16 protein-coding genes are annotated in these 19,490 nt (G+C 59.3%); 13 read left to right on the top strand and 3 right to left on the bottom strand.

Features of this window, described 5'->3' with window-relative positions:
- Nucleotides 1–84 precede the first annotated feature (84 nt).
- From P0119_19700 to P0119_19650, 11 genes are all read left to right on the top strand, one after another.
- Entirely contained in the window at nt 85–987 is a 903-nt protein-coding gene (locus P0119_19700; protein MDF0668277.1) for a DUF1207 domain-containing protein, read from the top strand.
- Between the two features lie 85 nt (nt 988–1,072).
- Nucleotides 1,073–1,417, top strand: a complete 345-nt coding sequence (locus tag P0119_19695) for a cytochrome c (GenBank protein ID MDF0668276.1) — start codon at nt 1,073–1,075, stop codon at nt 1,415–1,417.
- Between the two features lie 54 nt (nt 1,418–1,471).
- A complete protein-coding gene (gene glgX, locus P0119_19690; GenBank protein MDF0668275.1) occupies nt 1,472–3,607 on the top strand; it encodes a glycogen debranching protein GlgX in 2,136 nt (711 codons plus the stop codon).
- The gene (locus P0119_19685; GenBank protein ID MDF0668274.1) at nt 3,604–6,075 is read left to right on the top strand and encodes a glycogen/starch/alpha-glucan phosphorylase; all 2,472 of its coding nucleotides are present in this window, start codon (nt 3,604–3,606) and stop codon (nt 6,073–6,075) included. Before glgX ends, P0119_19685 begins: the two co-directional genes overlap by 4 nt.
- Nucleotides 6,076–6,145: 70 nt before the next feature.
- On the top strand, nt 6,146–9,331 hold the full coding sequence (locus P0119_19680) for a beta-phosphoglucomutase family hydrolase (GenBank protein ID MDF0668273.1): 3,186 nt from the start codon (nt 6,146–6,148) through the stop codon (nt 9,329–9,331).
- 64 nt (nt 9,332–9,395) lie between these two features.
- Nucleotides 9,396–10,541 (top strand): MlaE family lipid ABC transporter permease subunit, encoded by a 1,146-nt coding sequence (locus tag P0119_19675; GenBank protein ID MDF0668272.1) that lies wholly within the window; start codon nt 9,396–9,398, stop codon nt 10,539–10,541.
- Between the two features lie 12 nt (nt 10,542–10,553).
- A complete protein-coding gene (locus P0119_19670) occupies nt 10,554–11,351 on the top strand; it encodes an ATP-binding cassette domain-containing protein (GenBank protein MDF0668271.1) in 798 nt (265 codons plus the stop codon).
- A complete protein-coding gene (locus tag P0119_19665) occupies nt 11,348–12,379 on the top strand; it encodes an MlaD family protein (protein MDF0668270.1) in 1,032 nt (343 codons plus the stop codon). The genes P0119_19670 and P0119_19665 overlap by 4 nt, the downstream gene beginning before the upstream one ends.
- Nucleotides 12,309–13,004 carry an ABC-type transport auxiliary lipoprotein family protein gene (locus P0119_19660; GenBank protein MDF0668269.1) on the top strand — a complete coding sequence of 232 codons (696 nt, stop codon included), beginning with the start codon at nt 12,309–12,311 and terminating at the stop codon, nt 13,002–13,004. The genes P0119_19665 and P0119_19660 overlap by 71 nt, the downstream gene beginning before the upstream one ends.
- 417 nt (nt 13,005–13,421) lie before the next feature.
- Complete coding sequence (locus P0119_19655; GenBank protein ID MDF0668268.1) at nt 13,422–14,786, top strand: MFS transporter; 1,365 nt, start codon at nt 13,422–13,424, stop codon at nt 14,784–14,786.
- Nucleotides 14,787–15,099: 313 nt separating this feature from the next.
- Nucleotides 15,100–16,005, top strand: a complete 906-nt coding sequence (locus tag P0119_19650) for an NAD(P)-dependent oxidoreductase (protein ID MDF0668267.1) — start codon at nt 15,100–15,102, stop codon at nt 16,003–16,005.
- A gap of 84 nt (nt 16,006–16,089) precedes the next feature.
- Here the strand turns inward: P0119_19650 and P0119_19645 are convergent, their stop codons facing one another.
- The gene (locus tag P0119_19645; GenBank protein ID MDF0668266.1) at nt 16,090–16,449 is read right to left on the bottom strand and encodes a helix-turn-helix domain-containing protein; all 360 of its coding nucleotides are present in this window, start codon (nt 16,447–16,449) and stop codon (nt 16,090–16,092) included.
- Between the two features lie 101 nt (nt 16,450–16,550).
- On the opposite strand from P0119_19645, the gene P0119_19640 reads away from it, so the two are divergent.
- Nucleotides 16,551–16,775, top strand: a complete 225-nt coding sequence (locus P0119_19640; protein ID MDF0668265.1) for a hypothetical protein — start codon at nt 16,551–16,553, stop codon at nt 16,773–16,775.
- A gap of 301 nt (nt 16,776–17,076) precedes the next feature.
- Entirely contained in the window at nt 17,077–18,681 is a 1,605-nt protein-coding gene (locus P0119_19635; protein MDF0668264.1) for a Na+/H+ antiporter, read from the top strand.
- Nucleotides 18,682–18,970: 289 nt separating this feature from the next.
- Here the strand turns inward: P0119_19635 and P0119_19630 are convergent, their stop codons facing one another.
- Together P0119_19630 and P0119_19625 are read right to left on the bottom strand one after the other, a co-directional pair.
- Complete coding sequence (locus P0119_19630; GenBank protein MDF0668263.1) at nt 18,971–19,150, bottom strand: hypothetical protein; 180 nt, start codon at nt 19,148–19,150, stop codon at nt 18,971–18,973.
- A 12-nt stretch (nt 19,151–19,162) separates the two neighbouring features.
- Complete coding sequence (locus tag P0119_19625; protein MDF0668262.1) at nt 19,163–19,384, bottom strand: transposase; 222 nt, start codon at nt 19,382–19,384, stop codon at nt 19,163–19,165.
- Nucleotides 19,385–19,490 lie beyond the last annotated feature (106 nt).

Raw genomic sequence — 19,490 nt, 5'->3', positions numbered from 1 at the left:
TGCGCGAAGAGTCTCATTGGTGCCTCGATGGATCGAGAGAGGCTGTCTTCGTTTTCACCTCTTGCGTGGTGCGTGGTTCTTACGATGCTGTCTCTGCTACCGGCGCATCCAGCCTTGGGTGAAGAATCGAGCAGGGTGGACTGCCGCTATGAAGGAATCGGGACGGTCTCGTCCGGTCACGCTGGTGCCTCGGCGCTGGAGCCCTTCCCGGAGAACGACGTCTTTCGACCACTGTGGGCCGATCCGAAGCAGCCACAGCTCTTCGCCGCCTTGCAGGGGGTCCGCGTCCGTTCCAATGACAGCTCCGTCAACCTCGGTTCGGTTGGGTTCGGTGAGAACATTGGTTTGGTTGGACGAAGGGATGGTTGTAACGGCTGGCAGGTCGGTTTGCTCGGCGGGGTCTTTGCGCAGTTCGATCTTGATTCCGGCTCCACTGATCTCATCAATGCGGATTATGTGATCGGAATTCCTGTCTCGTGGCGTCGCGGGCTCTTCTCGACCCGTGCGCGGCTGTATCATCAGAGCAGCCACCTCGGCGATGAGTTTCTATTGAGAGACCCCCAGTTCAATCGTGTGAACCTGAGTTTCGAAGCGCTTGAAGCCATCCTCTCTCTCGATGCGCCAGGAGGGTGGGGACGAGTATACGCCGGCGGAAGTTACCTGATACACAGGGAACCGGCCACACTGGACAGGATCGGGGTGCAGTGGGGGGTTGAGCTGCGAGGACGGACCGTCGTCGCTCCGATTTTGAGGACACAAATGCCCAGGCTTCGCCTCACGCCCGTCTTTGGGGCCGACTTTAAGAGTTTTGAAGAACTGAGCTGGATGGTCAATACCAACGTGGTGGGCGGCATAGAATGGTCGAAGGCCGGCGCGGACCGGCGCCTCCGGTTGTTGGCGAACTACTATCACGGGTTTGCTCCCTACGGGCAGTTCTTCGCCCTGGAGGTCGAATGGTTCGGCATTGGGCTGTACTTCTCGTTTTGATCGAGGCCCTCACGCCTAATCGGCGGACGTGTACAAGAGGAAGCGGCGGCCGATATTGCAAGCGATCGGCGAAATGGAGTGGGGTATGAATGTGTTGGCTCATGCGCTGTTTATCCTCCTCATACTCATTGGGGCGATTCAGGGATCCGACCTGTGGGCTGCTGGAGGTGATGCCTCCAAAGGAAAGCCGCTGTATGAGGAGAATTGCATGGTCTGTCATGGCCGGGGAGGCAAGGGGGATGGCTATCGCCTGTTCAATCCACCACCGGCCGACCTGACCTCCTCCGCCGTTCAGGAAAAACTTGATGCCGCCTTGCTCAGGACCATTCATGAGGGACGACCGAATACGGCGATGGGAACGTGGAAGTACGTCCTTTCCGATGAGGAGGCCCGTGACGTGCTTGCGTATGTGCGGTCTCTCTCACGATGAGCAGTGGAAACGAAGAACCAGTAAGAAGCTTCTGCCAAGGGGTGAATGAGAGGGATGAACTCAAGAACACAACCGGGCAATAGTTTTCCGCTCGGCTCGACGGTCCGCCCCGACGGAGTCAATTTCAGCCTGTTCTCGAAGAACAGCAGTCTCGTGGAACTGCTGTTGTTCGATCATCCGGGCGAGGCGAAACCGGCGACGGCGATTGCCCTCGATCCTCGATGGAACCGGACATATCACTACTGGCATGTCTTCGTGCCCGGTATTCAGGCCGGCCAGATCTATGGTTATCGGGCGTTCGGACCTTCCGAACCGCAACGTGGATTGCGGTTTGACCCAAACAAGCTGTTGGTTGACCCCTACGGGAAGGCGATGGCCATGCCGGACCGCTACAGTCGCATCAATGCGTCCGTGCCGGGTGACAATTGCGCAACTGCGATGAAAAGCGTCGTCGCCGATCCTAGCCACTACGACTGGGAAGGGGATGTCCCGCTGAAACGGCCGTTTGCCCAGACTGTCATCTATGAGTTGCACGTGCGCGGGTTTACCCGTCATCCCAGTTCCGGTCTCTCTCAGGAAACGCGCGGCACGTATCGAGGATTGATCGACAAGATTCCGTACCTGCGGGATCTCGGTGTGACCGCAGTGGAGCTGCTGCCCGTATTCCAGTTCGACGAACAGGACGCTCCGTCGGGCCTCATCAACTACTGGGGCTACAGCCCCATCTCATTCTTCGTGCCGCACCATGGGTATAGCTCCCGCCACGATCACGTGGGTCCGATGGACGAGTTTCGCGACATGGTCAAGGCGCTTCATCGGAGCGGTATCGAAATCATCCTCGATGTCGTGTTCAACCATACGGCGGAAGGAGACCACGCCGGCCCGACGCTCTGCTATCGCGGTCTGGAAAACGCGGCGTATTACATGCTGCAGGAGGACCGGTCACGCTATGCCGACTATACCGGCACCGGGAACACCTTGAACGCGAATCAGCCGATTGTCCGCCGGTTGATCCTGGACAGCCTGCGCTACTGGGTGGAGTCGATGCACGTAGACGGGTTTCGCTTCGACCTGGCCTCGATCCTCTCCCGCGACGAGAATGGCCGACCCTTGGCCAATCCTCCGATCTTGCGGGATATCGAGTCGGATCCGGTTCTGGCCGGGACGAAGCTCATTGCGGAAGCCTGGGATGCGGCCGGCCTGTACCAGATGGGCTCGTTTATTGGAGATAGCTGGAAAGAGTGGAACGGCCAATTCCGGGATGACGTCCGCGGCTTCATGAAGGGAGACAACGGCATGGTGAGGCGGGTGGCCCGACGATGGTTGGGCAGTCCTGATCTCTATGGGCACAAGGAGCGAGAACCAGAGCAGAGCCTCAATTTCGTGACCTGTCACGACGGGTTCACGCTCAACGACCTGGTCTCCTACAACCACAAACACAATGAAGCGAACGGAGAGGACAACCGGGACGGGACCGACTTCAACCTGAGCTGGAATTGCGGGGCGGAGGGTCCGACCGACGACCCGGCTATCGAGCGCCTGCGCAACCGGCAGGTGAAAAACTTCCTGGCGCTGACGCTGCTGTCCGTCGGCACGCCGATGTTACTCATGGGCGACGAAGTCCGGCGCACACAGCGCGGGAACAACAACGCCTATTGCCAGGACAATGACATCAGTTGGTTCGACTGGACCGGACTCGGGAAGCATGCCGACATCCACCGCTTCGTGAAGATGCTCCTCTTGTTGCGCTCGCTGAGTACACTGGCGCGCAGGGAGAGCAGTCTGACTCTGAATGAGATCCTTTGCCGGGCCAGGATCGACTGGCATGGAATCCTACTCGATCGGCCGGACTGGAACGACGAATCACACAGTCTGGCCCTGACGGCCGGCACCCTCGACGGGCGGTTCCTCGCCCATGTCATCATGAATGCCTACTGGGAGCCACTGGCATTCGAACTGCCGGGTGCGGCGAAGGGGGAGCAGGGCTGGCGTCGCCTGATCGATACCGGTTTGGATTCGCCGGATGACATCTGCGATGGCCTCGATGCCCCGTTCGTTGCGGGTAACAGCTATCTGGTGCAATCCCGGTCGGCGGTGGTCTTGTTCGCGCTCAACGCGGACAGTGCCGGGCAAAAAAGCGCTTCCCCAGGCAACCGACATGTCTGGAGTACTCGGGAGGAGTCTGTATGAGTGATCGTCTGGACGAGCTTCGCCGGCAATATGGATGCGGGCCTGTTTCGTTCTACGGGACAGAGGATGCCCTCTACGAACGGCATCTTGTGTTCGACAATGTCGTTGCGCCCGAGAAAGCCGGCCCGCGCGAGCGGTTTGAGGCAGTGGCACGGTCAATCCGCGACGTCATTTCGCAACGGTGGCTCCGGACGGAACAGGCATACGAGCAGAAGAACCCCAAGCGGGTGTATTACCTGTCGATGGAGTTCCTGCTCGGGCGGATGCTCGCCAACAACGTCACCAATGCGCTGCTGGGACCGTTGGCGTTTGAGGCCATGAAAAAGCGGGGGCTCGACCCACTGCCGCTGACCGACATGGAGCCGGATGCCGGCTTGGGTAACGGAGGACTTGGCAGGCTGGCGGCATGCTTTATTGATTCGATGGCGACGCTTGAACTTCCGGGCATGGGGTACGGTCTCCGGTACGAATACGGCATGTTCAAGCAAACGATCAAAGACGGCTGGCAAGTCGAGCAGCCCGACAATTGGCTGAGGCGTCCGGATCCCTGGGAAGTGGCACGATTGGAGGAAGCGGTTGAAGTGGAGTTGAACTGTTCGTTCGAACTCCGCGCAGGGGAATTCCATCCTATCATCGGCCGGCCGTCGATTCTCCTCGGCATCCCGTTCGACCGGCCGGTGATCGGCTACGGAGGGAAGACGATCAACACGCTTCGCCTCTGGGCCGCCGCCAGTCCGGACTACTTTGATTATCAGCAATTCAGCCGCGGCGACACCGTGGGCGCGCTGGCGGAAACGCTCACCGCCGACACGCTCACGCGCGTGCTCTATCCCGATGATTCGACGTATAGGGGACAGGGACTGCGCTTCCTGCAGGAGTATTTCCTCGTCGCCTGTTCGCTTGCCGATCTTGTCCGCCGCTTCCGGCATGCGAACAATGACTGGAGCGCCTTGCCGGAAAAGGTGGCGATCCAACTGAACGACACGCACCCGGCGATGGCTGTGCCTGAGCTCATGCGGATCCTGCTCGATGAGGCGCGCCTGGGCTGGGAGCAAGCCTGGGACCTGACACAGCGTTCCCTCGCGTATACGAACCATACCCTGTTGCCCGAAGCATTGGAGAAATGGCCGCTCAGATGGTTTGAAGTCTTGCTCCCGCGGGTTGCGGAGATCATGTGCGAGATCGACCGGCGTTTTCTCGACTCAGTACGGGCTCAGGCCCCCAACGACCGATCCCGCCTCAACCGTGTCAATCTCATCGAGGACGGCACAGAGCGGAAAGTTCGCATGGCCCACCTCGCCATCATCGGCTCACACAGCACGAACGGTGTCAGCGCCATTCACTCCAAGCTGTTGCGGACGCGGCTTGTGCCGGACCTCGCCGAGATATTCCCGACACGGTTCAACAACAAGACCAACGGCGTCACGCCCCGCCGGTGGTTGCTGCTCTGCAATCCCGGATTGACACGTGTGATTACCGATGCGATCGGCGATGGCTGGATTACCGACCTCAGCCAATTGGCCAGATTGAAGCCGCTTGCCGGGGACAAGGGGCTTCAGGAGCGTTTTCGCAAGGCCAAACGGGAAGCCAAGGTGCGGTTCGTGGATTGGCTCAAGGCGACAACCGGTGAGGTGGTAGATCCCGATACGATCTTTGATAGCCAGATTAAACGCATTCACGAATATAAGCGGCAACTCCTCAACGCCTTGCACATCGTAGTGCTCTACAATCGTCTGCGCGAGAATCCACACCTCGAGTTTTCGCCGCGCACGTTCTTCTTCGCCGGCAAGGCGGCGCCGGCCTACGCCCTCGCTAAGCTCATCATCAAGTTCATCAATAACCTGGCGGGAACCATCAATGGAGATCCTGCCATGAGCGGGCGGCTGAGAGTCCTATTCGTGCCTAACTACTGCGTCACACTGGCCGAACATCTCATTCCGGCCAGCGATGTGTCCGAACAGATCTCGACCGCGGGGTATGAAGCCAGCGGGACGAGCAACATGAAATTTATGATGAACGGCGCGCTGACGATCGGCACACGCGACGGCGCGACGATCGAGATGGCTGAGGAAGCCGGAGAGGAGAATTTCTTTCTCTTTGGTCTCAGCGCCCAAGAGGTCGCCGATAGCCGTGGCTGGTACAACCCGCGGTGGCACTATGAGAACGAGCCGGAGACGCGTCGGGCCTTGGACCTGATTGTTTCCGACCATTTCAGCCGCCATGAGCCGGGGGCTTTCAATCCGATTCGCGAGGCGCTGCTGACGCATGGTGATTATTACATGCACCTGGCGGACCTCAAGTCGTACAGCGAGACGCAGGAGAGACTGGGGCGCCTCTACGCTGACCCGCAGGGTTGGGCGACCAAAGCCATTCTGAATGTCGCAAGCTCTGGCAAGTTTTCCAGCGACCGCACCATTGCCGAATATGCTCGGGACATTTGGAGAGTGACACCATGCCCTGTCTCGTAGCACAAAGCTGGGCGCCGCCGTCAAACGGGCGCTGCCATGATCCAAGGTTGCACCCGAGGTACGACCTCCAATGAAACAGATGGTTCCCATTGTCACGCTGTCTCCTCGTGATTACGACGCCGTTTTGTTCGATCTCGACGGCGTGTTGACCAAGACGGCGAGTGTGCATGCAGCGGCCTGGAAAAGGCTGTTCGACGGGTTTCTCGAACAGCGCGCCGCCGCCGGTGGGAAAACATTCCTGCCCTTCGACATTGAGCGCGACTACCGGCGCTACGTCGACGGCAAGCCCCGGTACGACGGCGTGGCTTCGTTTCTTGACTCGCGCGGCATTGCCCTGCCTTCCGGCACCCCAGACGACGCCCCCGGCATGCAGACCGTGCATGCGTTGGGCAACATGAAGGACCACTATTTTCTGCAACAGTTGGAGCAGCATGGCATCGAGCCCTATGAAGCCGCGATCGCACTCGTCGAAACACTTCGCACTCAGGAGGTCAAGACGGCCGTCGTGTCCTCCAGCAACAACTGCGCGGCAGTGCTCGAGGCCGCGGGGATCTCGCACCTCTTCGACGCACGGGTGGACGGACAGGACATCACCAGGCTGGCCCTCAACGGCAAGCCGGCGCCCGATGGGTTTCTGGAAGCGGCGCGGCGCGTCAGGGCCGATCCCTCGCGGGCCGTCGTCGTCGAAGACGCCATCGTAGGCGTCGAGGCGGGGCGCGCCGGCCGATTCGATTTGGTCATCGGCGTTGATCGCAGCGGGCAATCGCAGGCGCTGCGCGAGGCCGGCGCCGATGTGGTGGTGACCAGTCTCGCGCAGGTCCAAGTGACGACGGAATCACCTTCTACGTGGTCACTGATCTACGAAGGGTTCGACCCGGCGAGCGAGGGAACCCGTGAAGCATTGTGCACGCTCGGCAACGGCTATTTCTCGACGCGCGGAGCGGTGACGTGGGCGAAGGCGGACGGGATCCACTATCCCGGCACCTACCTTGCCGGCGGCTACAACCGACTGCGCACCGACATTGCCGGTCGAGTGGTCGAGAACGAGGACCTCGTGAATTTTCCCAACTGGCTTGCGCTCGAGTTTCGCATCGCCGGTGGGGACTGGTTCGACGTGAGAAGAGTCACCATCCTCTCATATCGCCAGGAGCTTGACCTTCGCCTCGGCATGCTGTTCCGCACCATACGTTTCGAGGATGGCCAGGGGCGGCGCAGTACGCTGGGGGAGCGCCGCCTCGTCTCGATGAGCGACATGCACTTGGGCGCGCTCGACCTGGCACTCACCGCTGAAAACTGGTCCGCGCGTGTCACGGTGCGTTCGGCCATCGACGGGCGTGTCGTCAATGCAGGCGCCAAGCTCTATCGCAAATTCAACAATCGACATCTGGAGCCGCCGGCAGGCGAGGTGGTCGGTGAAGACAGCGTTTCCTTGCTCGTCCGCACTTGCCAATCGCATGTTCAGGTTGCACAGGTGGCGCGCACGCAGGCGTTCGCCGGCGATAACCCTTGGACCGGTCCGCGTCGGGTCATCAACGAACCGGGCTACATCGGACAGGAATTCGACCTCGAACTGAGGCAGGGCGAAACAGTGAAGCTTGAAAAGCTTGTCTCGTTCTATACCTCGCGTGATCACGCTATTTCCGAATGCGGATCGGCGGCCCGGAAGGCGATCGCGGGCGCTGGTCGCTTCGAGGCGATCATGGCGGCGCATGCCCTCGCCTGGAAACATGTGTGGCGTTACTTCGACGTGCATATGCTGCCGGCCGACGCCCCGTTCAAGCTGAACGTCCCGATGCTGCTTCGGTTGAACATGTTTCATTTGCTGCAGGCGGTCTCGCCCCATTCGATCGGCATCGATATCGGCGTGCCGGCGCGCGGCTGGACCGGCGAGGCCTATCAGGGCCACATCTTTTGGGATGAACTGTTTATCTTTCCGTTTCTCAATTACCGAATGCCCGAGATCACCCGGTCTCTTCTGCTCTATCGCTACCGGCGTCTGGGTGAGGCGCGGGCCGCGGCCAGGCGCGCGGGGTTACAGGGAGCCATGTTCCCCTGGCAAAGCGGGAGCGACGGACAGGAAGAAACACAGGAACTCAATCTGAACCCGCGCTCGCAACGCTGGGTGCCGGACAACTCGTACTTGCAGCGCCACGTGGGGAGCGCCGTCGCCTATAACGTCTGGCAGTACTTTCAAGTCACTCACGACATCGAGTTTTTGCGGTTTCACGGCGCCGAGCTGATGCTCGAGATCGCGCGCTTCTGGTCCAGCATCGCCCATTTCAACGATCAGCGCGGACGCTACGAGATCCACGGCGTCATGGGACCAGACGAGTTTCACGAGGGATATCCCGACTCACCGACACCCGGCCTGAAGAACAACGCCTATACCAACATCATGGCCGTGTGGGTGCTGTGGCGAGCGCTGGAAGTGCTCGACTTGCTCCCGGACATGCGTCGCGAATCGCTCATGACGCAGCTGGGATTGTCGGAAGAAGAGCTCGCCCGCTGGGATGAGATCAGCCGCAGGATGTATGTGCCGTTTCATGACGACGGAATCATCAGCCACTTCGAGGGCTACGAAAAGCTCGCCGAGTTGGATTGGGAGAACTACCGGGCCCGGTACGGCAACATCGGCCGCCTCGAACTGATTCTCGAAGCGGAGAACGACAGCGCCAACCGCTACAAGGCATCGAAACAGGCGGATGTCCTCATGTTGTTTTATCTGTTTTCCTCCGAAGCGCTCGGCGAACTGTTTGAGCGTCTGGGCTATCCGTTCGACCCGGCCACGATTCCGAGACAGGTCGCCTACTACGACTCTCGCTCGTCCCACGGATCGACGCTGTCCCGCGTGGTCCATGCATGGGTGCTGGCGCGTTCCGACCGGTCGCGGGCGGTGCGCTACTTCGCGGAAGCGCTCCAGAGCGATGTGAACGATATTCAACAGGGCACCACCGCGGAGGGCGTCCATCTCGGCGCCATGGCGGGAACGGTCGATCTCGTGCAGCGCGCGACGATGGGGATCGAAGTCACGAGTGATGTGCTCCGTCTCAACCCGAAATTGCCTCTGGGAGTGGAACACCTCGACATGCACCTTCGCTATCGCGGACATTCGCTCGATCTACGACTCACCCGCGATGCGCTCACCGTGCGCGGACGCAACGGCGGCGCGGCGCCGATCAAACTGGGGATCAAGAACGAGGTGTACGAGTTCGCGAGCAGCAACACTCGCCTGTTCAAGCTCGACCCACCGACGTGAGTTGTAAGGGGAACGGAAGACGAAGGAGATGGTGAAGGGAGATGAGTAACACGGTCATCGAGTCATGACCCAAGCACCAGAAACGTCTCTCAATTCGCTGGATGCGCGCCGCTCGAGCGACGGGGGTACGCTCACGCTCATCATGACGGGACGGTGGGATTCGGACACGACCGGGAAGTGGTGGCGGCGAGGCCAACAGATACTGACGCAAGGGAAACCACGCCGGCTCGTGATCGATGCGTCAGGGGTGAGCTATTGCGACGGTGCGGGGGTTGCGTTCCTGATCGACCTTCAGCAGTTGCAGACCCGCACCGGCGGTGATGCCGCCATTCAAGGGCTGCAGGAGGAATTCCGACGCCTTCTGGACATCTATGGGCACATCTCAATAGAGCGTCCACCGGGACGCCGTCGTGAGTCGCTTTCGATCATCGAGCAGGCTGGAAAAGCGGCGGTGGAACTGTGGCGGGATCTTCAGTCCCTCCTGACTTTCGTCGGGGAGCTGGCCGTGATGTTGCTCCGTGCCGCCCGCCGGCCCAGTCTTGTGCGATGGCGAGATGCCTGGCTTGCGGCGGAACAGTCGGGAGTCGATGCGCTCCCCATCATTGCGCTGATCGGCGTGCTGCTCGGACTCATCTTGGCGTTTCAGTCCGCCATTCCGATGCGCCGGTTTGGGGCGGACATTTTCGTCGCCGATCTCCTGGGGATAGGGATGCTCCGCGAGATGGGGCCATTGATCACCGCCATTATCCTGGCCGGCCGGTCCGGTTCGGCGTTTGCCGCAGAACTGGGAACCATGAAGGTCAGGGAAGAAATCGACGCGCTGCGTACGATGGGGCTCGAACCGGTCCGATTCCTCGTTCTGCCGCGTGTCATCGCGGCGGTGGCGATGATCCCGGTCTTGACGGTGTTCGCAAACCTGTTCGGTTTGATGGGAGGAGCGATCGTGATGCGATCGCTGGGGTACCCGCTCATCACCTATGTGAACCAAGTCCTGTCGGCGGTGACAGTGGGGGACCTCGTGGGTGGACTGGTTAAATCATTCGTCTACGGTGTTGTGGTAGCCGCGATCGGCTGCCTTCGCGGTTTGGAGACCAAAACAGGCGCCAGCGCGGTCGGCCAATCGACCACCAGCGCGGTCGTCAGCGGCATCGTGCTCATCGCCATTGTGGATGGCATCTTTGCAGTGGTGTTCTATGCCCTAGACTTGTAACCGTTGCACGTCATGTTGCCAAAAGAAAATAGGCCGATTATTCAAGTGCAGCACTTCACCGCCGCTTACGACGGCTCAGTGGTGATCGACGACATCTCTTTTGAGATCCATCGTGGCGAGGTCTTTGCCATCCTCGGGGGATCCGGCAGCGGAAAGAGCACATTGCTGAAACACATGATCGGTCTGTACCAGCCCGCCGCCGGGCATATCTTCATCGGCGGGAAGGACATCGTGACGGCCGGGGGAGAGGAGCGCACCGAAATTCTCAAGAGCATCGGGGTCACGTATCAGATGGGCGCGCTGTTCGGTTCCATGACCCTGTTGGAAAATGTCCGGTTGCCTCTGGAAGAATACACAGCCCTTCCGTCGGATGCCATGGATCTGATCGCTCGTATGAAACTCAAATTGGTAGGGCTGGAAACGTTTCTGGATTACATGCCCTCCGAACTCAGCGGCGGCATGCAGAAGCGTGCGGCCATCGCGCGCGCCATGGCGCTTGACCCGCATATTCTCTTTCTGGATGAGCCGTCTGCGGGACTCGACCCGATTACCTCGGCAGAACTCGACCGATTGATCCTCGACCTTGCCCGCAATCTCGCGATCACGTTCGTCATCGTCACACATGAGTTGTCGAGCATTGACACCATCGCCGATCGGGTGATCATGTTGGACAAGGGGGTTAAAAAGATCGTGGCGACAGGACGGCCTCAGGAGTTACGCGAACATGCCACCAATCCCTGGGTGCGTCAATTTCTCAATCCTGGTGTGTCGGCCGAGACCGCCGCAAAAGGCACGGGTGGAGAGCGATGAGCGCCAAGGCCAACTATCATAAGATCGGCGTCTTTATCGTGCTCGGATTGGTCACACTGATCATCGCGATCGTCGCGTTGAGTGGAGGGAAGTGGTTCAAAAAGGTGGTGTATTGGGAAAGCTATTTTGACGAATCCGTCCAGGGCCTCGCGGTCGGATCGCCGATCAAGTATCGCGGCGTGCAGCTCGGAACGGTGGAAGCGATCGGTTTCGTGGGCGATGTCTATGGGGAAGAACTCGGCAAGGACGACTTGCGGCGCTATGGGCGCTATATCCTCGTCCGTGGATCTGCTGCTGATCTAAACCCTCATCTCACGCAGGAAGAAAAAGAAACGGAGCGTGACGACAGGATTTCAGCGGGGCTTCGGCTCCGGCTGGCTTCACAGGGCGTGACCGGAGTGGTGTACTTAGAAGCGGATTACCTAGATCCGGAGATGTATCCGGTACTGGAAGTGCCGTGGAAACCTCAAGCTGCGTACCTGCCTTCCGCTCCGAGCAGCGTGAGTGTATTGGGTGCCGCTCTCCATACTATAGCCAGAGATTTGGAAAAAGCCGACATCCACACAATAGCCAGACATCTGGATGGCCTTGTGCTTGAAGTGACGAAAGTGGTCAAAGACACAAATGTGCAGGCATTGAGTAGCCAGACGGGCCGAGTGCTGGCCGATCTTGAGAGGATCGCTCAACAAGGTCGCCGGGTTATGGAGCGCCCAGAGTTGGTCACCATCGTGTCGGACGCAGCCCGCACGATGGAAGGGGCAAAAAACTTGGTCATGGAGTTGTCACACATCTCCAAACAGATCAAGATCGCGTCCGACAGCTTTCCGGATGCCTCGAACCGGTTAGGGAAGAGCCTCCAGCGAGTCGACACGCTGCTCGCAAATAAGAGTCAAGATATCGAGGACACAGTAGAGAATCTGCGCGTCATGTCAGAGAACCTTCGGGAAATAACCGACAATGCGAAACGATATCCCGCTCAAGTGTTCTTGGGCGAACCTCCGCCTCGGGCGGGGGCGACAAAGCGATAACTCGTCCGGGAGAGCAGCGCCTGATTTCATCGGCGTCTGCCTTGTCGCGCTCGCGCTTGGCGGTTGCGTGAATCTCGATAGGAGCTATCCGGAGAAGCACTCTTATATTCTGGAGACGGCGCGCCCAGGCGAGACGCGCGCCTCGATTCCTGAGACCGTCCTGAAGGTTCGAAAATTTCGAGTCTCGTCGGCTTTTGAAGGAAAGGAGCTGGTGTATCGCACGAGCGATGCACGTTACGAAGGAGACTTTTACAACGAGTGGTTTGTCCCGCCCAATGCCATGCTTACTCAGCAGACGCTGAACTGGATGACAACGGCCGGCCTCTTCCAGTATGTCATGGATTCGTCAGGGCCGTTGCCTGCCACGCACCTGCTTGAGGGGACCCTCACGGCCCTGTATGGAGACTATCGTGCGACCCCTGCCAAGGCCGTTCTGGCTGTCCAATTCTTCCTCCTTCATGAGGCGTCCAGTCAGGCAGAGGTTCTGTGGCATCAGGAGTATCGGAAAGAAGTGGAGGTCATGGAACGGACGCCCGAGGCACTCGTGTCGGGTTGGAATGAGGCTCTTCGACTTATCTTGATCGCTCTTGATGAAGACCTCACTCGAACGCTCCGGCGTCGGTGACCGATGGGCAGATCAAGCCGTGACGGCCGTCATTGGGACGATCTTACCTTCACGATCCAGGAAGGTCACCCGACGGACCGGCGGCGAGTGATCGATACGAGCCTCCCGAGCCCGGAGGACTTTCGCAGCCCGGGAGCAGAACAAACCGTTCCATCCCTTCACTACAGAGTGACGGCATGGTCAATCGAGGTCTTGTTGCGGAAGGCAGTCTGAGGGAGTAGGAGGAGGCACGACCTTGCGGATCGGCATGGCAGCAGGCCACGACGGATTGAAGTTGAAGCGAAACGTAGCAGGACCTTTCAGAGAAGGCCTCCTATGCGGTCGAGGTCGTGCGCCAAAGCAAGAGAATCCTTTTCATAGACACCCCGGTTATGCCGGAATAGTAGGCCTTACTTCCTAATTCTCTTGGGTAAAGCTATGTCCCTCGTGAGCTTGCTGCGCGAGACTTTTCAGGGCCTCCGGGATGATGAGCGGACACAGGGAACTCTTGAGGTCGGTGAGCAGCTGAGCTCGAAGAGAAATGTGCGGTGGCTTTGGACTGGGGAGCTAATTTCCCAACTCGGGGACGGTCTCAATAGGCCGGCGATCCTGTGGTTCGTGTACGACCTCACTGGTTCTGCTGTTAAAATGACGTTCATCGGTGTCCTTCAGACCATCCCGCCCTTGGTCCTCGGCCCAGTGATCGGTGTGTATCTCGATCGTCTGTCAGCCGACTGGAAACTTCGCGTGATGATCTCACTGGATCTCGCGCGTGTTGCGCTTTTGGCGTGGCTCGCGACCCTTTCTATTCTCGGTATGCTGACCTTACCCACATTGTACACATTTGTTTTTCTGATCGCCCTTGCTGCAATGCCGTATGGGCCGGCCTTGAACTCGACCATTCCCTCTCTGGTACAAGCTTCGCGCCTGACCGCTGCCAATGCGGCAATACAAAGCACGGCAACGCTCGGCATGTTGTGCGGACCCGCGATCAGCGGCGCCACAGTTGCCCTCCTTGGAGTGGGGCACGTCCTGTACGCCAATGCCGCCACCTTTCTGCTCGCCGCGTTCTCTAAGATGCCGATACGCGTAAATTCAGAAGCACCGAGCCCGAGCCGGAGTGGAACATCCGGTGGATGGATCAATGAACTGGCAGCCGGATTCCGGCTTGTGTTTGTTGAGCAACGAATCATTTTTCGGGTGGCCCTGTTAGGCGCCCTCTTCACCCTCGCATCGACGGGCTTCACCTTTCTCCTTCCCGTCATCACCAAGAACATGCTTTCTGGAGGGCCGATGGCTCTTGGGGTGATATGGTCGGCCCTTGGCCTCGGCATGATACTCATGTCGGTGCTGTTAATGTCGATCGCCCGGAGAACACTCATCGATCATTTGTTGCCGATATCGGCGGGGCCGGTGATTGAAGGGTTGGCCATGGTGGGTCTCGCAGCGGTTGACAGCTTTGTGGCGGCGCTTGGTCTCGTGATCGTCATCGGTGCCGGAACGGCCCTTGTCATGCCGATGATCACGGCCTTTATTCAGGCAACCGCTCCTCAGGAGACTCGTGCAAGAGCGTTGACGATCTTCGGCACCATCACGATGGTCTCCGCCATGGCGGGCATGACGGCCTTCAGCTGGGCGGCTGATCATCTGGGAAGTCGTATCGCACTCGTTCTACTTGGAGTCGTGCAAATGATGGCCGGTGTGATCGGCGTCATGTTTACGCAATCCTCGGAGCTCCAGACAAATCTCGCGAGTCGGTCCGATGACCATCCGTCAAGCAAATCGGACACCGGTATCACTTGAGCCCGTTTCGTCGATGCTCCAGCGAGTTCTGAATAGGACACAACTTTCCAGTAATCGGAGACAGAGACGAACATTGAAGCGGGAACGGCAGGTTGTCGGTGTCTGCATCCAGAGGAAAGGTAGAGGGGATTGAGACGACCGTGAGGCGATTGGACATCTTCCTCCCGATCACCATGCTGCGCTGGTTGGTGGAACAATCTCGAATCGAACCCGCTCGTTCTTGATAGGTCGAAGAGGCGAGGCGGACTGTGAGAATGCTCCGAGAGGAATTCAAGGAGCGTTTGGGCAATGACCGATAACGGGAGGTCAAGCTATGGACTCAATCGGATTCATCGGACTTGGCAAGATGGGCAGCGCAATGGCCGGCAATCTGCTCAAGGCCGGTTTCCAGCTTCATGTCTACAATCGTACGGCTGAGAAAGCCGCGGCCTTAGTTGCACAAGGAGCTAAGCTGGCCCATGAACCCGGCGACGCCGTCCAACGCGGCGGCATCGTGATCACCATGTTGGCGAATGATCGGGCGCTGGAGGAAGTCGGCGACAGTGATCGAGGATTTCTGGAACGACTTGGCCCTGAGGGCATCCATCTTTCGATGAGCACCGTCTCTCCGTGGCTGGCTCGCCGTTTGGCGGAACAGCACAGACATTACGGAGTTGAGTATGTTGCCGCTCCGGTGTTCGGACGCCCGGAGGCGGCGGCTGCACGGAAGTTGTGGATCTGTACCTCCGGTCCTGAGGCAGCCAAGGAGCGGGTGCGTCCCATCCTCGATTCTATCGGACAAGGCATCTTTGACTTCGGCGAGGAACCGGCTGCGGCGCATGTCGTCAAGTTGACGGGGAACTTTCTGCTGGCCTCGGCCATTGAAGCTCTTGCCGAGGCGCTTGTGTTGGGAGAAAAAAACGGCATCGATCGAAACAGTTTGGCGGACATGCTGGGCAGTACTCTGTTTGCCTGCCCTGCCTACCAGACCTACGGCCGCGCGATCGCGCAGCAGCGGTTTCGACCGGCAGGCTTCACCGTGGAGTTGGGATTGAAGGATGTCGATCTGGTGCTCCAGACCGCAGCCGACAGTACGACCCCGCTTCCATTGGCCGGCTTGCTCCATGATCGATTCTTGTCGGCGATGGCGCGAGGCCGAGGAGACCTCGACTGGGCAGCGGTCGCGCTGAACGTGGCAGAGGAAGCGGGGGTGTCGGTAAAGGAAGCTGTCGAACTCTAAAGCCTGGCGATGGAATCATCATCGGGGGGAGAACGGAGCAGCGAGCTGCTCATCGCGATCCGGCAGGTAGGAACAGGATGGAGGTCATGAGGACTCGGACTGCCTCTCGACGCGCTCAAGTCCCCAGTGATGCATCGCCTCCACGATGGGCTTGAGGCTCCGCCCCAACGGGGTCAATGAGTACTCCACTTTCGGTGGGACGTGAGGATAGACGGTCCGCTGCACGATGTGATCGCGCTCCAGTTCGCGCAACTGCTGCGTCAGCATTTTTTGGGTGATGCCGGCGACGGCGCGCTGGAGGTCGGAGAAGCGCAGGGTCTCTTCCAAGAGAAACCACAGGATGATGACTTTCCATCGCCCACCGACCACCTGCAGCGTCACCTCGGCCGGACAGGAGGTCGGCATCCGTTTCATGTCGGAAGGCCCAAGTAGGATGGTTACCAAATGGTGCGTTCTTCCCAAAGCCCCGTCTGGATGTTATCTCAGCCGTGAAGCCGAGACAATACCATCGGCTGCGGTGAGAATGTCTAGGAAAGGAGGCAGCCATGACCTCGACGAAATTGCAACCGTGCGTGGATATCCGGCGAAGCAGTCAGCGGTTCCACACACAGATCAGCTGGCTTGATTCGCATCATTCCTTCAGCTTCTCAAACCACTATGATCCGCGGAATACGCACCATGGCTTACTGCTGGTGCACAATGACGACGTGGTGAAACCGATGAGCTCGAAGACGCCGGAATATTACATGCCGGTGATGAGGCACGATTGACGGCGGCCGGCGCCAGGCAACTCACTGCCGGTAGGACTGAAGGGGCAGAGATTTTGATCTGGGAGACCGACGCCGCACTTGGAGTATAACCGGAAGGTCGCAGCACATAGGCAAGGGACTTCCATGGCATCAAGCGGCCCGAACATACACCGGAGTGGTGTACCCTAGTTCCCTGGCTAGCTCGGGCCGATGACTTGTTGAATGTCTCTTCCCAGGCAGCGATGTGATCCCGATTGAAAAGGCGGGCTGATGGAATACGAGCCGAGAGCAGCATAACTCAATCGACTGTAGTCGTATAGAGATGGACAGCCTCCACCAGCTCGAAATCATCATTCTGTTGCTCGCAGTCGTGCTGGCGCTCACGACCGTGGCGCAGAGAATCTTAATCCCGTATCCGATTCTGCTCGTCATCGGCGGACTCTTGTTGGGTATTGTGCCGGGTTTGCCGACCGTCACGTTGAATCCTGATCTGATCTTTTTGGTCTTCTTGCCGCCCATCTTATGGGCGGCTGCCTACTTCACGTCTTGGCGCGATTTCCGCCGGAACATCCGTCCGATCTCACGCTTGGCGGTGGGACTTGTGCTGGCGACCACGGCGGCTGTCGCCGGAGTCGCCCATGCTCTGTTGGGGTTCGGTTGGGCTGAAGCCGTCGCACTCGGCGCGATCGTTTCTCCTCCCGACGCCGTATCGGCCACGGCCATCGGTAAACGGCTCAACATGCCGCGCCGGATCGTCACAATTCTGGAAGGCGAAAGTCTTGTCAATGATGCGACGGCATTGGTTCTCTATCGGGCCGCCGTCGCAGCAGTCGTCAGCGGCGGCTTCGTGATGGGCGAGGCGCTGTTCCAATTTGTGTATGCTGCGGTGGCGGGCGTCGTGGTCGGAGTTCTGGTCGGATGGGTCACGCGATGGGTACTCCACGCCATTGAGGACAGCTTTACCGAGATCGCGGCGACGTTATTGGCTCCCTACGTGGCTTGGGTGATTGGTGAATCGATCCATGCCTCCGCGGTGCTGTCCTGCGTTGCCGGGGGCATCTATATACGGCAACACTTCAGCAAGGTGGTTGCGCCGACGACCCGACTTCAGGGACGTGCCGTGTGGGATTTGGTCGTGTTTCTGTTGAATGGTGTGATCTTCATCCTGATCGGCTTGCAACTCGGTACGCTCCGGGAAGCCGTTTCGTCGGATCGATTGTGGTCCCTCGTGATCGGCGGGACGCTCATTAGTGGGGCAGCCATTGTCGTCCGATTGGGATGGATTCCCTTGATCGCGACAATTCCACGATACCTGAGCCCAAAGCTCCGCGCCAGAGATCCTCTGCCGCCATGGCCGCATGTTTTCTTGGTGGCCTGGACGGGCATGCGAGGCATTGTGACCTTAGCTGCCGCGATGGCCTTGCCTGTTTCCACCAGCACCGGCGCGCCCTTCCCTTTCCGGTCGGAAATCATTTTGCTTAGCTTTGCGGTGATTCTTGCCACGTTGGTCGTCCAAGGGTTGACGCTGGCTCCGCTGATACGGATGCTTGGAGTAACCGGCGATTCGGAGGGAGAGGAAGAAGAAATGCATGCGAGGGAACAGGCGGCCGGCGCGGCATTGTTACGCCTGAACGAATTGACCAAAGCAGACTGGCCGAAACCGGCTCATGTCGAGCAATTGAAATTGCATTATGGAGGACGCCTGCGGCGCTTCTCGCCGGATGCCGGGATCGATCCTGATTGTAAGAAAGAAACGAGCGAAGCCTTCCTTCGACTCAGAGAAGCGACCTTAGCAGCCGAACGCTCGGCGTTGATTCGGCTCCGGGATGAAGGCACGATCAGCGACGAGGTTCTGCACCGTCTGGAACAGGAGGTGGACATCGAAGCGCTCCGTCTCGGCTTAGGCGAGCAACGACACAGGGGCTGAGGTGCGGCTTCAGGAGCCGTTCGACAGGTATCCAGGAGCGTACCTGCTCCGACTGGTCCACTGGAGAGTTCTAGCGGACATTATTCGCCATGAGCGCCAGAACGCTGTTGGAACGACCGCGTGGGTGTAGCCGAACCTGTGAGCGGGAGGGGCAGGCAAGATGATAGCGAGGTTTTCGCTCGGGCGCGACATCACGACACACGCTTGGAGCTCTGCTGGGGCGCTTGCAGAGACACCACTCCGCTTGTGCATGCGGCACACACCTGTTGTCTTCCTGGTACATTCGACGTTAGCCGGGTGTGGCCCCGACGGACACGGCGATGCGGCACCACGTCTCACCCCACGGGGCGCCCTGGGGCAGGTGCAAGACGAGGCGAGGCACTGATCGTTCCACCCACACCGCCAGTTTGTGCAGCGGATCGTCCGCCAGTCGGGCCGCGTGGTTCGCGCCCTCATAGCCACAAGCCACGCCGCAGATCCCTTACCGCAGCAGGTCACGAAGTGGATGATGGACCTTGTCCGGGTCCCGGCGGTGGACCAGACAGGCCGCCAACTGGCCGCTCAGCCCGAGGCGGTCATCCAACGCTTTGAGCAACAGGGCGCCCCCATCGGTGCTGGCTTGCGTCTGATCAAACCGCGCCACCACTGGCTTCAGTTTGTCGCAGAATTCGAACGTTACTTGCGATAAGCAGTCTGTCGCCATCGAGTTGTCTTCCAGGCTGTACGTAGAAGTGGCTGAGCACCGCTCCTCTAGCACAGTTCGGAGCCGCGATGCTTTTTTTTCTGGCCCGAGCCGTGAATAATGGGGA

Source organism: Nitrospira sp., assembly GCA_029194665.1.
Taxonomy (GTDB): Bacteria; Nitrospirota; Nitrospiria; order Nitrospirales; family Nitrospiraceae; genus Nitrospira_D.
Note: the sequence above shows the minus strand (reverse complement) of the source record. Positions and strands in the feature narration are given on the sequence as shown.

Excerpts from the sequence above, each read along its gene's own strand:
- P0119_19700 (MDF0668277.1), top strand. The coding sequence starts at position 85 with ATGCTGTCTCTGCTACCGGCGCATCCAGCCTTGGGTGAAGAATCGAGC.
- P0119_19695 (MDF0668276.1), top strand. The coding sequence starts at position 1,073 with ATGAATGTGTTGGCTCATGCGCTGTTTATCCTCCTCATACTCATTGGG.
- glgX (MDF0668275.1), top strand. The coding sequence starts at position 1,472 with ATGAACTCAAGAACACAACCGGGCAATAGTTTTCCGCTCGGCTCGACG.
- P0119_19685 (MDF0668274.1), top strand. The coding sequence starts at position 3,604 with ATGAGTGATCGTCTGGACGAGCTTCGCCGGCAATATGGATGCGGGCCT.
- P0119_19680 (MDF0668273.1), top strand. The coding sequence starts at position 6,146 with ATGAAACAGATGGTTCCCATTGTCACGCTGTCTCCTCGTGATTACGAC.
- P0119_19675 (MDF0668272.1), top strand. The coding sequence starts at position 9,396 with ATGACCCAAGCACCAGAAACGTCTCTCAATTCGCTGGATGCGCGCCGC.
- P0119_19670 (MDF0668271.1), top strand. The coding sequence starts at position 10,554 with ATGTTGCCAAAAGAAAATAGGCCGATTATTCAAGTGCAGCACTTCACC.
- P0119_19665 (MDF0668270.1), top strand. The coding sequence starts at position 11,348 with ATGAGCGCCAAGGCCAACTATCATAAGATCGGCGTCTTTATCGTGCTC.
- P0119_19660 (MDF0668269.1), top strand. The coding sequence starts at position 12,309 with ATGCGAAACGATATCCCGCTCAAGTGTTCTTGGGCGAACCTCCGCCTC.
- P0119_19655 (MDF0668268.1), top strand. The coding sequence starts at position 13,422 with ATGTCCCTCGTGAGCTTGCTGCGCGAGACTTTTCAGGGCCTCCGGGAT.
- P0119_19650 (MDF0668267.1), top strand. The coding sequence starts at position 15,100 with ATGGACTCAATCGGATTCATCGGACTTGGCAAGATGGGCAGCGCAATG.
- P0119_19640 (MDF0668265.1), top strand. The coding sequence starts at position 16,551 with ATGACCTCGACGAAATTGCAACCGTGCGTGGATATCCGGCGAAGCAGT.
- P0119_19635 (MDF0668264.1), top strand. The coding sequence starts at position 17,077 with ATGGACAGCCTCCACCAGCTCGAAATCATCATTCTGTTGCTCGCAGTC.
- P0119_19625 (MDF0668262.1), bottom strand. The coding sequence starts at position 19,384 with ATGGCGACAGACTGCTTATCGCAAGTAACGTTCGAATTCTGCGACAAA.